At 65.3% G+C, this 12,631-nt stretch carries 17 protein-coding genes; 14 read left to right on the top strand and 3 right to left on the bottom strand.

Going from position 1 to position 12,631, the window contains the following annotated elements; genetic code table 11:
- Positions 1-3: 3 nt before the first annotated feature.
- The 3 genes from ABE485_RS12165 to ABE485_RS12155 all read right to left on the bottom strand — a co-directional run bounded on the left by ABE485_RS12165 (position 4) and on the right by ABE485_RS12155 (position 2,624).
- On the bottom strand, positions 4-1,824 hold the full coding sequence (locus tag ABE485_RS12165; RefSeq protein WP_346515550.1) for a DNA cytosine methyltransferase: 1,821 nt from the start codon (positions 1,822-1,824) through the stop codon (positions 4-6).
- 4 nt (positions 1,825-1,828) lie between these two features.
- Positions 1,829-2,059, bottom strand: a complete 231-nt coding sequence (locus ABE485_RS12160) for a hypothetical protein (RefSeq protein ID WP_313619522.1) — start codon at positions 2,057-2,059, stop codon at positions 1,829-1,831.
- A 298-nt stretch (positions 2,060-2,357) separates the two neighbouring features.
- Positions 2,358-2,624 carry a hypothetical protein gene (locus tag ABE485_RS12155; RefSeq protein ID WP_346515549.1) on the bottom strand — a complete coding sequence of 89 codons (267 nt, stop codon included), beginning with the start codon at positions 2,622-2,624 and terminating at the stop codon, positions 2,358-2,360.
- An 86-nt stretch (positions 2,625-2,710) separates the two neighbouring features.
- Here ABE485_RS12155 and ABE485_RS12150 point away from each other — a divergent pair, with 86 nt between their 5' ends.
- The 14 genes from ABE485_RS12150 to ABE485_RS12085 all read left to right on the top strand — a co-directional run bounded on the left by ABE485_RS12150 (position 2,711) and on the right by ABE485_RS12085 (position 12,451).
- Positions 2,711-3,202 carry a hypothetical protein gene (locus ABE485_RS12150; RefSeq protein ID WP_346515548.1) on the top strand — a complete coding sequence of 164 codons (492 nt, stop codon included), beginning with the start codon at positions 2,711-2,713 and terminating at the stop codon, positions 3,200-3,202.
- A 504-nt stretch (positions 3,203-3,706) separates the two neighbouring features.
- Positions 3,707-4,507, top strand: a complete 801-nt coding sequence (locus ABE485_RS12145) for a GIY-YIG nuclease family protein (protein WP_346515547.1) — start codon at positions 3,707-3,709, stop codon at positions 4,505-4,507.
- Between the two features lie 161 nt (positions 4,508-4,668).
- Positions 4,669-5,046, top strand: coding sequence for a hypothetical protein (locus ABE485_RS12140; RefSeq protein WP_346515546.1), 378 nt, complete (start codon positions 4,669-4,671; stop codon positions 5,044-5,046).
- A gap of 100 nt (positions 5,047-5,146) precedes the next feature.
- Positions 5,147-5,350, top strand: a complete 204-nt coding sequence (locus tag ABE485_RS12135) for a hypothetical protein (RefSeq protein ID WP_346515545.1) — start codon at positions 5,147-5,149, stop codon at positions 5,348-5,350.
- Positions 5,347-5,631: a DUF3846 domain-containing protein gene (locus ABE485_RS12130; RefSeq protein WP_346515544.1), complete on the top strand. Its 285-nt coding sequence runs from the start codon at positions 5,347-5,349 to the stop codon at positions 5,629-5,631. The genes ABE485_RS12135 and ABE485_RS12130 overlap by 4 nt, the downstream gene beginning before the upstream one ends.
- Positions 5,628-5,813, top strand: coding sequence for a hypothetical protein (locus tag ABE485_RS12125; RefSeq protein WP_346515543.1), 186 nt, complete (start codon positions 5,628-5,630; stop codon positions 5,811-5,813). Before ABE485_RS12130 ends, ABE485_RS12125 begins: the two co-directional genes overlap by 4 nt.
- 11 nt (positions 5,814-5,824) lie before the next feature.
- A complete protein-coding gene (locus ABE485_RS12120; protein WP_346515542.1) occupies positions 5,825-6,628 on the top strand; it encodes a RecB family exonuclease in 804 nt (267 codons plus the stop codon).
- Between the two features lie 15 nt (positions 6,629-6,643).
- Entirely contained in the window at positions 6,644-6,865 is a 222-nt protein-coding gene (locus tag ABE485_RS12115) for a hypothetical protein (RefSeq protein ID WP_346515541.1), read from the top strand.
- 2 nt (positions 6,866-6,867) lie between these two features.
- Positions 6,868-8,061: a hypothetical protein gene (locus ABE485_RS12110; RefSeq protein WP_346515540.1), complete on the top strand. Its 1,194-nt coding sequence runs from the start codon at positions 6,868-6,870 to the stop codon at positions 8,059-8,061.
- 15 nt (positions 8,062-8,076) lie between these two features.
- Complete coding sequence (gene rdgC / locus ABE485_RS12105) at positions 8,077-9,234, top strand: recombination-associated protein RdgC (protein ID WP_346515539.1); 1,158 nt, start codon at positions 8,077-8,079, stop codon at positions 9,232-9,234.
- Positions 9,235-9,243: 9 nt separating this feature from the next.
- Positions 9,244-11,025, top strand: a complete 1,782-nt coding sequence (locus ABE485_RS12100) for an AAA family ATPase (RefSeq protein WP_346515538.1) — start codon at positions 9,244-9,246, stop codon at positions 11,023-11,025.
- 15 nt (positions 11,026-11,040) lie between these two features.
- On the top strand, positions 11,041-11,655 hold the full coding sequence (locus ABE485_RS12095; protein ID WP_346515537.1) for a 3'-5' exonuclease: 615 nt from the start codon (positions 11,041-11,043) through the stop codon (positions 11,653-11,655).
- A 2-nt stretch (positions 11,656-11,657) separates the two neighbouring features.
- Positions 11,658-12,152, top strand: a complete 495-nt coding sequence (locus tag ABE485_RS12090; RefSeq protein WP_346515536.1) for a hypothetical protein — start codon at positions 11,658-11,660, stop codon at positions 12,150-12,152.
- On the top strand, positions 12,149-12,451 hold the full coding sequence (locus ABE485_RS12085; protein WP_346515535.1) for a hypothetical protein: 303 nt from the start codon (positions 12,149-12,151) through the stop codon (positions 12,449-12,451). Before ABE485_RS12090 ends, ABE485_RS12085 begins: the two co-directional genes overlap by 4 nt.
- The last annotated feature ends 180 nt before the right edge of the window (positions 12,452-12,631 follow it).

Raw genomic sequence — 12,631 nt, 5'->3', positions numbered from 1 at the left:
TCGTCATGGATGATCCTCCCCGCGCACAGCGAGAGCCGTAGCGATGGGCCGCACCCAGATCGGCGTGGCCGACAGCTGGAAGGATTCGCCGGCCCGGGCCAGCAGGATGGCCTGGCCGATGACCTCGCCCATAGCGCGCGCCGCCTTGCGCGGGACGGCATTGCCGATGCGCTCCCGGTGCGCGCTATCGCTGGCGCCGTCCATCTGGAACGGTTCGCCGCGCGCCTCGGCTTCGGCGTAATCGTCAGGGTCGTACAGGCTTTGTAGGGCCGCGAGCTCGAGCGTGGTGAACGGCCGATGCCAGGTGCCGTCCTCGGCCACGATCCGGCACACCAGCTTGTCATTCGCGGCCGGCAAGGAGCGCGGATCAGCCACGGACCATGAGCCGTTGTCGTGACAAGCCGATGCCGACACGGCGCCGATGTGCTTGTCCCAGGCGGCCACCCCGTAATGCCCAGCGGTCAGATAGTGATCGCCGCGCTCGCGGGCCAGGCCGGGGCGCGGATCGGCCACGGAAAATGCGCCATTGGCGTTGCCGGCGATGACCGCATGGGCATGCTCGCTCCAGCGCGCAGTGTGATATTTGCCGTGCAGCTTGCTTGCGTCAGGACCGCCGCGAGGATCCGCGACGCATTGCCCGGTGCCATGCGCACCCGTGACCGCACGCGCCGCGGCGTCATAGCGCACGATGCGGAATTCGTTGCTGTGCTTGGCGGGCCCGTGGTGGCGCGGGTCGGCGACGGTATAGGCGCCCTGCCCCGGTCCTTGTTGTCCTGCGATCGCGCCCGTCGACGAATCCCAGCGGCGGACACCGTAGGCCTGGCCGTCCTTCCACGCTGCAGACGGATCAAAGCGAGGATCCGCCACTGAGAAAGCGCCATTCAAGGGAAAGTTGCGGCCGGCGATTACGCCGACGCTGTCCTGCATGCTGTGCACGCCTAAGGCGCCGCGGTGCATTTCCGGCACCAGCAGGTAATCCTGCAGGTAGCCGTCCTGGACTGTCAGGCGGTTCAAGCTGCGCCAATCGCTGCCCGCCTCCACGAACGCCAGCCGCACCCAGGTTTTCCAGCTCAGATTCGGGATTCGGTGCATCGGGCCGGCGCGCAGGTCGCCCGGCAGGTGCATGCGGCCTAAAATCTCGCCAACGGCGCGCAGCGGACGCTTGGGAGGCTCATAGATGAACGCAGGCACCTTGTCGGCGTGGCGCGCGACCATGAGGAAGCGCTTGCGGCTCTGCGCCAAGCCGCCCAGCTCGCCGCAGTCGTGGGTCGTCTCGCGGACCACGTAGCCGTAATGGCGCAGCAGCTGGACAATCTGATCCAGGAAGTGGCGCCCGCGCGAGGCGATGCGCGGCACATTCTCGAACAAGATAACCTCGACAGGGTCGTCCTTCCAGGCCTCCAGCGCCAGCCAGATGCCGCGCAGCGTCAGTTCGTTGAGCGCCTGATACTTGGCGGTCAGGCTGCGGGAATGCGACAACAGGCCGGAGAAGCCTTTGCACGGCGCCGACAGGAAAAGGATGTGCGGACGGCGGCCGCCTGCAGCGGCCCGGATATCGTCCGGCATGGCCTCGGCCCAACCGTCCGGGGGCTGCTGCCCATGGAATGCGGTGTACTGCTGGCGGCTGAACAGATCGCGCACCGTGCAACGCACGCCCGTGAAGCGGAAGAAGTCGGCGGCACCCGCCGCGTCAACGTCGATCCCGCCCAAGCAAACCATGCGCCCGGTCAGGCCCGGTATCTCCGGCCGCGCGTCTTGCATGCCGGCCGCGCCGACACCCGCTCCAGAGAACAGGTGGAAATGGTTGATGTCAGAGAGGGTCATAGCGTCATGCCACCGGATTGGCGCGTGCGCGCACGTAGCCCAAAGCGCCGAACGCGTGCTGCTCCAGGACGGCGCGAGCGTATTCGGCCTTGTTCTTTCCGCTGACCGTGGCGAGGGCCGCGATCGCGTCGTACAAGTCGCTGGTGCAGGGGATATCCAGGCGCTCAGTGCATTTGCCAGCGGCGGACGTTTCAGCCGGGCGCGATTCGAGGGAGTGCAGGACGGGATTGGTCATGGGATTCCTATCGGAAGTTGTTCGGCTTGGCCCCGCTCGGCGCGGTGGGCAGAATGCCGACATGGACATAGATCAAGGGGAAAGGTCGAAGCGGCCCGGAATCACATGCGTGCGTCTGACTCCGTCGACACTGCAGTTGGCGATAGCCGTCTCTTCCGGTTTGCTGGCCATGTCGACGCCGAACCATGCGGGTGCGGTACAAGATGAGCGGGTGAATGGGGGAAGACCGACGGACAATCGCGCCATCCCCTGTGCAGCGATCAGCCGAGGCCTGGACGCAGAGACAAACACGCGAGGCTCAGGCATGGCCCTGCCTCGGTCGTGGGCCGGACCTGGACGCCGGGGTCGTAGCAGCCGGCAAGTCCTGGGCTTCATCCGGGAACAAAAGCTCCGTCAGGGTGAGCCGGGGATCGGCAGTAGTGAGCCGACGCGCCAGACCGGCCGACGGCTTACGAATGCCCGTCGCGATCTGGTAGAGGTATTTCCGATTCGCTTGCGTCGCCGTGTGCAGGCGGTCGAGCAAATCGGGGCCTTCGGCTTCGTAGAGGGATTTCAGTGTGCTCATGCGGCGATATGGTAGCGATTCGCTACTTAAACTTCAATAGCGAATCGCGGGTATCGTCGCGGGTAGCAGGTTGCTACTATCCCCGCATGAATTTACGTGCCGTGCGTCTTGCCAATCTTCGCGTCGCCATTTCCCGAGCGGGTGGCATAGACGTGTTGGCTGACGCCGCGCAGGTCAGTAAGAAGTACTTGGAGCAGATCCTCACCGGCTTCCAAGGCAAGAAAGATAAGAATCCGAGAAGCGTGGGGAACACGCTCGCGGAGAAAATCTCCGAAGCCATTGGAGAGCCGGCAGGCTGGATGGACCAACCACATCCAGAGGCTTGGGAATCGGCTGATCAGGAAGCCTATGGGGCCTCCGAGTCATCCGCAAGTAGCGAAAAAGCCGCACGTATTGCGAACGCACGTTTCGCTACTAGCGCAGAACCCTGGCCGTTTTCAAACGTGCCCTATGCGCGGATCGCAAGCCTGACACCCAGCCAAAGACGCGAAGTGGAAACTGCGTTGCTGGCGGCCGTCACTGTCGTTGAAAGCCGACCGGCCGGAAAAAAGTCCGCGGTGCCAAGAAAGGCTGCGTAGCATGCTCACGCAGTCGCGTCCAACAGTGGCCGCGTCTGGCGGTGGACAATCCGCGTCCGGCGCGCAGCCCCCCAACGGGACGGCTCCAGGCAACGAATAGCGAAAATTTTTTGCGGTTAGTGCAACCAAACACTTCCTCGAATTTCAACAAATAACCGGAGAACTTTACGTGCGGATCATCGGATGCCTTTTCCTCGCAACCCTCCTGACGGCGTGCGGAACGACGGAGAAGGTCTTAACGCTTGGTCCTGATACATATCGAATTTCTGCTACGAAGCACAACCTGTCAGGTGGAGCGCCCGAAGCTGAAGCCAACGCCCTCCAGTCCGCGGAATCGTTCTGCACAAGCAGGGGTAAGCAGCTCTTGGTCAGCAACATGTCTAGCGGGTTTGATCGCCCGTTCTATACGTACACGGCTACATTCCGCTGCCTGACATCGGGAGACCCCGACTTGCGGCGTCCCGTCTACCAGTCGGCGCCGGACATGGTGATCCAGACTCGCCCGTGAGCGTCGAGGATGCGGGCTATCGGGCCAAGAGCAAAATGCCTCAAAAGGCGTCCGACGCGCGTCGCCGTCGCATCGACGATGCGCGCGGCTACATCTACGTGCTCCGGAATGACGCATTCCTGGACGGCTGGGTAAAGATCGGCGAAACGAGTCGCTCTGGGCACGCGCGCGCCATTGATATAAACGGCGAAGCCGGCACCGGATATCCCGGACGGTACCGATGCCTATTTGAGGTTGAAACTCTTGATCGCCATCGCGCGGAGAAAGCGGTCTTTGAACGCCTCAAAGACTACCGGCAAGGCAAACAAGAGCTGTTCATTGTTGAGATTTCCCTGGCAGAGCAGGTCATTCGCGAAGAGTGCTCTCGGATCAATCGCGAGACGCTGCGCAAAATCGACGAAGCCAACGCTCAGCGAGCGCGTGAGTTACAGCAGCAAAGAGCAGCAGCGGAACAGAGCGCACCAGTCGCCGCACCAGGCAGGAACCACACTCCGCAGCCTCGTCCACACCACAAGGTCGTACTGGCCGGAATAGAACGCGTGAAACGCGCCCAGACGACCCGGCCCGCCCCATCGCGCCCCGATCCGCGCACCAGCGGGCAATGGGTCACTGCAGAACAGGCCGCTGCAGCCTGGGCCGCACGACGAACAGCCCAGGCTGATCGGGCCAAACGCGACGCTACCCTAAGGCCGCTGGAGGAGCCCCTCCCTGCTACCGCCTCCACGCAACCATACCCGGAGTTTCGATGGATCTTGGTGTTGATCGCCCTACTTGGCATAGTCGCCGTGAGTATCTGACTCCCTCCCCACCACACAACCGCTCCGATGAGCGGTTTTTTTTCGCCTGAGCCCATCTCGTTCTGGTAGCGAATTGCTATTGCAATTTTGGTAGCGTATCGCTACTATGCAGCCGTTGGTAGCGATTCGCTCCCAACCAACCAGAACAAGGAAGAGGCGCCATGCGATCCCCCTCCCTCAACACGGCCAGGCCTATTGCGCTCCACGCGCTGCCGACGCTTGCTTCAACGCACGGAAGCAACGCCGACGACTATCCCGTGGTCAAGCTTGCCCCCCGCGAGCTTACCGACGCCGACATCCTCAGCGTCCTCTGCGACCTGTTCGCCGGTCGCGCGGCCCGCGCCTTCGGCGAGCCCATCGATTGGTGGACCGAAACGCTGCAGTGCGACTTATCGCCGACAGCGGCCGCCGGCGTCGCTTTGACCGCCATCAGCAAATGGCAGTTTGACCGCGACGCCGGCGCCGCAGGTGTGAAGCGGCTGCAGGATGAACTCGTCCTGCGCGCCCGCCAAATCCTCGGCAAGGGCGGGCAGCCGTGACTGCCGTCGCCCTCCTCCTCCCGCCCATTGCGTTCTGCATGGCCCGAGCCATCGACGCGTTCGCGGCCTATCGCCGCCGCACCGATCCGTGGGGACGCGCATGACCGCCGCCACCCTCTGGGTCCTGCTGGCCTTCTTGCCATCCGGCAACGATCGCCCGTCCGTCATGGTGATCGAGCGCTTCGCCACGCAGGCCGAGTGTCTCGACATCCTGGCCATCTTCCCGCCCACCACCAGCGTCACGTTCGACTGCATGCCATCGCGGCAGGTCAGCGCGCGCCCTCTTTCGGAGACTCGGCAATGAAGCCTATCCGCAAACTGATCCGCACCGACGGCGCCGAAACCGCCCTGCACGGCCCTCACGCCATCCAGGACGTCTGCCAGATGCTCGGCGCCGACGCGCTGGACACGGTCAGCCTCGCCGACCGCGTGCACGTCATGCTGGTCGACGACGACGGAATCCAAAAGAACTTGCCCGTCAACCCGGCCGCGACGCGCCTCTACCAGGACGCCCGCGGCATTCCCCATCAGATCCGCGGCGACGTTGTGATCGTGCCCGAATCTGACTATGCGAGGCACGCATGAACGCCCGGCGCATTGTCATTCTCTGGCGCCGCGCGCGCCGCGCAGGCCGCGATCTGGATCTGGCCGGTTACGCAGCGTTCGCTGTCGGCGCGCTGATGCTGGCCGCCACCGGCGTAGTGGGTCCGACCCTGGACGCCCAGCCGGAACAGCAGGCGGGCGCAGTCCACCACGCCGCTCGCTGATGGGGACCACCATGCAACCCAACATCTTCACCGTGCGCGCCTCGAGCTGGGGCCGCCTGTTCGACTGCGCGCACGCCTGGGAAGGCACGCACATCCTGGGCATGAAGAAGCCCGCGGGTATGCGCGCGTTGCTCGGCACGGCCGTCCACGCCGGCACCGCCGCCTACGACCTGGCCCGCCTGGAAGGCAAGCCCTGCACGCCCGACGAGGCCGCCGACGTGCTGGTCGGCGAGCTGCACAACCCTGCCTACGAGGTGGACCACACGCAGGACGGCCTGCCGCTGGCGAAAGCCGAGCAGATCGCCCTGACCATCCTGGTCAAGTACTGCGCGGACGTAGCCCCGAAGTTCACCTACATCGACGTCGAGACGAAGCTGGACCCGTTGGACATCGACTGCGGCAACGGCATGACCGTACGACTCACCGGCACGATGGACCGGGCGCGCGTGGCCGAAACCGAGGGCGGCATTGTCGTACCCGACGTGAAGACCGGCGCCCGCGTCGTGCAGGACGGCAAGGCCGTCACGCAAGGCCGCGCCGCGCAGACCGGCACCTATCAGCTCATGTACGAGCACACCAAGAAGGTGCGCACGGTCGGCTCGCAAATCATCGCCCTGTCCACCAGCGGCAGCGCGGCAACCGCTGTGAGCCCCGTTTTTGACGCTCGCCGCGTCATGGTCGGCGAGCCCGACCGACCCGGCCTGCTCGAGCACGCGGCAGCCATGTTCCGCACCGGCCTTTTTCCTCCGAACCCCTCCAGCGTCCTTTGCAGCCAGAAGTACTGCGCGCGCTGGTCCTCCTGCCTTTTCCGATAACCAGAGGAGCCCCGCATGTCCCTCCACCCCGTCAGCCGCGACGTGTTCGTCCGGCGCACCGACAAGGCCGGCAAATCGGTCGTTACCCAGCACCTGGCCTGGGACCCCGCCGAGTTCCTGGTCAGCCAGGTCAAGCAGAACGACAAGGAGGCCAAGCCCGCCGAGCGCCAGACCGTCGCAATGGCCACGGCCGCCGAATACCACGACTACCGCGCACAACAGAAGAAAGGAAGCTAACCATGAACCAGAACACAACCGTCCAGAGCTTGCGCGCGGCGCCCGAATCGCAAATGCCGATGGTGGCGCCCGGCTTTGGCAGCTTGCAGGGCTTCGAACTCATGCAGCGCGCGGCGCGCCTGCTGTCGAGCAGCACCCTGGTTCCTGTCGCCTACCGCCAGACGATCGAGAAGCTGGACCGCTACGGCAACGTCAAAGAATCGCGCGAGAACCCCAACGCGCTGGCGAATTCCGTCGTCGCGCTGAACATGGCGCAGCGCATGGGCGCCGACCCGTTGATGGTCATGCAGAACCTCTACATCGTGGAGGGGCGGCCGTCGTGGTCGTCGCAGTGGATCATCGCCGCGATCAACGGCTGCGGCCGGTTCTCGCCCTTGCGCTTCGACATCCAGGACCTGGGCGACAAGGAGGTCGCCTACACGACTACCAGCTGGAACAACGGCCAGCGCGAAACCAGCAGCCGCACGGTGAAGATCCGGGACAAGGTGTGCGTAGCATGGGCAATCGAGAAGGAGACTGGAGAGCGCTTGGAGTCTCCCAAGGTCACCATCGAAATGGCCGTCAAGGAAGGCTGGTACACGAAGTCGGGCAGCAAGTGGCAGACCATGGACGAGGTCATGCTCCGTTACCGCACCGCGTCGTTCTTCGGAAAGCTCTACGCGCCCGAGCTGCTGATGGGCCTGCAATCCGTCGAGGAGGCGCAGGACATCATTGAAGCATCGACGGGCCCGGACGGCACGATCAGCGTCAACGTGGACGAGCTGCGCGCAGCTGCTCAGCAGAGCCAGCGCCAGCCCGCGGCCTCGCAGGCAGACGCAACTGACATCGAGGCGCGCGAGCCCGCCACCCACCCCAGCACCACCCCCGAACGAGTGCGAGCCGACGCCGGCAGTCAGGCACGAACCGCGGCCACAGCCGCCCCTGCCGCTCAGGAGGAGGACGCCAGCGAGCAGGCCGAGGTGCCGAGCGCCGAGGGCGATCCGGGCCTGGACCCGGTCGCAGTGGAACACCAGATCGCCAACGCAAAATCCCTGGACGTCCTCGACCTGGCCAGCGATTCGATCGAGGGGGTGAACGACCTGGCCGAGCGCGCGCGCCTGCACAAGCTGTACCAATCGCGCCGTGTCTCCATGACCGCAGAGCAGCAGCGCGCGCCGGCGTCCACGTCGCGCCGTCGCATGGCCGCACCTGAGTAACGGCCGGGGACCGACATGGTGTTTTTCCGCAACCTCTCGGTCTACTCCCTCCCTGCTGGGTGGGTGGTGACCCTTGAGCAGCTGACAAGCATGCTCGAGCGCTTTCTGTTCGTACCCACGACGGATCTGCAGGCCGAGTCTACCGGCTGGGCCCCGGTCCACGAAGGCTTCGGCGTGGTGCATGCCGTGCAGGGCCACCTGTTGCTGCGCATGCGCACGGAATCGCGGGTGATGCCCGCCAAGGCGATCGAACTGCAACTGCAGGAACTCGCTGAAAAGGTGGAAAAGTCCCAGGGGTTCAAGCCTGGAAAGAAGCAGCGCAAGGAGATCCGCGAGCAGGTCATTACGCAGATGCTGCCCGCGGCGTTCCGGCAGCAGGATGACGTCCAGATATGGATCGACACGCACGCTGGCCGCCTTTGCATCGACAGCGCTGCGAGCGGCCCGCGAGATACCGCCATCAGTCTGCTGTGCAAGAGCATCGACAACTTCGTTCTGGAGCGCCTCACCGTCAAGACCGCTGCGGCTGGCGCGATGACGGGCTGGCTTGCCGAAGACGAAGCGCCGGAAGGCTTCACCATCGACACGACGGCGGACCTGCGCGCTACCGGTCAGGGCGCGGGCGCGGTGCAGTACGTAAACCGTCCGCTGGAGGCCGACGAGATTCGCCGCCACCTTCAGAACGGCATGCAATGCACGCGCCTGGGCCTTACCTGGAACGACAAGGTGTCGTTTCTGCTGGACGACGAGCTGGTGCTGAAACGCGTCCTTCCCTGCGAGGCCCTGCACAAGGATGTGGAGCGCGTTGCCAAGAACGACGCGGACACGTTTGAGGCGGACTTTTATTTGATGGCCAGCACTCTACGCCCGCTGATCGCGGACCTGGTCGACGTGTTGGGCGGCGAATGCGTCGACGATCGCCAGGGCGATATGTTCCGGACGGCAACCGGGCCGGCGCTCGTTAGCGGCGACGACGAATCCAATGCCGACCCGCTTCTGGCTCAGGCGCGCCACGTCATCGTCCAACACGGCCGCGCCTCAATTTCCCTCGTTCAACGCCATCTGCGCATCGGCTACAACCGCGCCGCGTCGCTCCTGGAATCCCTGGAGCAGTTCGGCGTCGTTACGGCGATGCGCCCGGATGGCTCTCGCGAACTGGTTTTCCCAATCTGAGGAGCAATCATGCGAATCAACCGTATCACCATCGAGAATTTCCAAGGCGCCCGCGCCGTTGATCTTGATCTGCGCACACCCGCCGCCTTGATCGCCGGACCCAATGGTGCCGGCAAGTCCAGCATCGCCGAAGCCGTGCGCCTGGCAATGCTGGGCAGCCCGGAGCGCGTCGGCCTCAAGAAGGAGTTTCCCGCGCTCGTCACCGATGGCGCGAAGCTTGGCGCCGTCACCCTGGACCTGGACGAAGGCGCGGTCGGTATCAGCTTGCCCAAGGGCACGCAGTCGGGCGAGGCCCTGGTGCCGCCATCACCCGCCCTGCCGTACGTACTGGCGCCCGAGCGGTTCGCCGCCGCCAAGCCGGACGACCGCCGTACGCTGCTGTTCACGCTCATGGGCACGAAGATCAAGCCGGATGACATCGAGCGCCGCCTGGTGGAGCGCGGGTGCGCCGCAAACCTAGTGACGCAGATCAAGCCCATCCTGCGCAGCGGCTTTGCCGCCGGCGCCGAGCACGCCAAGCAGGAGGCGACCCAGGCCAAGGGCGCCTGGAAGGCCGCGACCGGCGAACAGTGGGGGAGCCAGAAGGCAGAAGGATGGGCCGCCGAGATTCCGCCGTTCGACCAGGCCGCGCTGGTAGGCGAGCGCGCGACGCTGGCCGGCGTCGACGCGAAGCTGGAACAGCACACCAAAGCCCTGGGCGCTCTCGAGCAAAAGGCCAACGCCTATGCGGCGGCCCGCGATCAGATCGCGGCTCGACAGGCGCAGGCCGCGAAGCTGCCGGCGCTACGCCAGAAGCTGGAATTCGACCAGGCCGAATGCGCCAACTTGGCGGCCAAGATCGAAGCCCTGCAGGCCAAGGCCGGATCTGGCGCGCGCGAAGGCCTCATCCATGAGCTGGCCGACTGGCTGTACAGCGCCCTGAATTTCATTGAGGCAGAGGGCGGCGGCTTCGAAGCATATGACGTGGCCGATGCCGCCCTGGGCAAGTATGTCGCGCAGTATGGCCCCATTGACGGCAAGGGCGATCCGGAGGCTGTCGCGGCCCTGCCGAAGGCGATCGAGGCCCGTGACCTGATGGCGCGCAGCGTCGAGAACGACCGGCGCGACATCGCCGCGGCAGAGGCCGCCGAAGCACAACTGCAGGATGCGGCCGCACCGGAGGCGATCCAGCCCGCCGACGTGGAGGCCGCACGAGCCAAGGTGACCGCACTGCGCGCTGAACGCAAGACCGTCGACGACCGCGTCCAGGCCCTGCTGAACGCCAAGCAGGCCGCCGCCGGCGCAACCGAGCGGACACAGAACGCTACGCGCTACCACGGCGAGGTGCTGGCTTGGCTGGCAATCGGCGACGCGCTGTCGCCCGATGGCATTCCGGGCGAGATCCTGTCCGAGGCATTGCAGCCCTTCAACGACAAGCTGGCCGATCTAGCCGATATCGCTGGCTGGCGCGTGCCCGCCATCGGCGCCGATATGGGCATTACCTCGGAGGGTCGGCAGTACCGCCTGCTATCCGAGTCCGAACGCTGGCGCGTTGACGCTCTCGTCGGTGCCGCTCTGGCCGTGGTCTCCGGCCTGCGCTGCCTGATCCTGGACCGCTTCGACTGCCTGGACCTGCCGGGCCGCGCCGACGCGCTGGCCCTGGTCGACGCGTTGGGTGCCGACGGCCACCTGGACACCGTCCTGGTGCTGGGCACGCTCAAGGCAGCCCCTGCCGCCCCTTCGGACACCTTCACCACCTTCTGGATTGAAAACGGTGCGACCGAGCAGCCCAAGCTGCGCGCGGCCGCCTGACACAAGGACAACGACATGCAAAACCTGGGATTTTTCTACGACACCGAAACGACTGGCCTGCCGCTGTTTAACCAGCCGTCCGAGCATCCGGACCAACCCCATATCGTGCAGCTGGCCGCGGCGCTGGTCGACCTGGACACCCGTGAGACGGTTGCCAGCCTGGACGTCGTCGTCCGCCCCGATGGGTGGATCATCCCCGACGAAGTCGCGGCGGTGCACGGCATCACCACGGAACACGCGGCAGCCGTCGGGGTGCCCGAGTCTCTGGCCCTCTCGTTGTTCTTGGAGCTTTGGGGCCGTCGTACCCGGATCGCGCACAACGAACAATTCGACGCGCGCATCATCCGCATCGCCCAACACCGCGCCGGCGAACTCGAACCCGAGCTGGTCGCCTGGAAGAACGGCGTCGCGGAATGCACGGCGCGCAAGGCGACGCCCATCGTCAAATGCCCACCCACCGCAAAAATGATCGCGGCCGGGCGACACCACTACAAGACGGCCAATCTGGGTGAGGCGGTCCAGTTCTTCACGGGCAAGCCGTTGGCGAACGCACACAGCGCGATGGCAGACGTCAAGGGCTGCATGGACGTCTATTTCGCCATCCAGGACTTGCAGCGCGCGGAGGCCTGACTATGCACCCCTACATGAACCGAAAGGATCGCCGGCTGGTACAGCGCATCGAAAGCCGTCGCCGTAGCCGAACGCGCCGCGAGGAGCGGCCCAAGGCCGCGCCCATGATGGTCGGCGCGGAGATCGTCATGCGCCCGCTCGAACAGCTGTTCGACGAGCTGGACCGCACGGGCACGGTATCCGTCAATGAGCGCGGGTTCCCGGAGTTCCTGGCGTGTGACGGCTATCGGTACGAAGCCGCACCCGCGATCGAAGGCCTGATATGGCACTTCGAAATGTGGGAAACCCGCCACGGCAAGACGCTTCCGCTCCAGCCGCTGCGCGACCTGCACGTCGCACTGCACTACCTCGTTCCGATCCAGGAGCGCACCGTGGAAGCCCTCCGCCAGGCGCTTCCCATCTTGCGCAACGTCATGGCCACGGGCAAGCCCGCAGATCAGATCGACCTGCTCCAGCAAACCCGCATTAAGGCGGCGATGGAGGGCCCGCGCGTATGACGACGACTACTTGGCGTCTCGTGCCGGCCCAGCCCGACCAGGGCTGGATCGATACGTTCGCTGCCCGCGGCCCGCGCATCGGCACGTTTGGCGCGACCATTCGAGCCGTCCTGGACACGGCGCCGCTGCCGGATTTCAACCTCGTTCAGGCGCTGCGCGACGTCCGGGCAGCCCTAGCCTTCCTCCCAGCCGCTGACCCGGCCGTCATCGGCCTGGACCGTCTCATCAGCTCGGTTACTACAGGCGGCGCATGCGACGACGCGCCGCCGCGCGCGGCAGATACAAACGGGGACCGATAAATGTCCGACATTCCTCCGCGATTCATCCGAGTCGGCAAGGCGCCGGCCTATCTCGGCATGTGCCGCCGCGTCTTTGATGTGGCGGCACGGCCCTTTCTGCGAGAAATCAGCATCGGAAAGCAAGGAATTGCCTTCGATCGCAAGGAGCTCGACCGCTTTGCTGACGAGTATGCGGAGCGG

The organism is Achromobacter spanius (assembly GCF_039673305.1).
Taxonomy (GTDB): Bacteria; Pseudomonadota; Gammaproteobacteria; order Burkholderiales; family Burkholderiaceae_B; genus Achromobacter; species Achromobacter spanius_F.
This window is presented reverse-complemented; position numbering and strand designations above follow the sequence as displayed.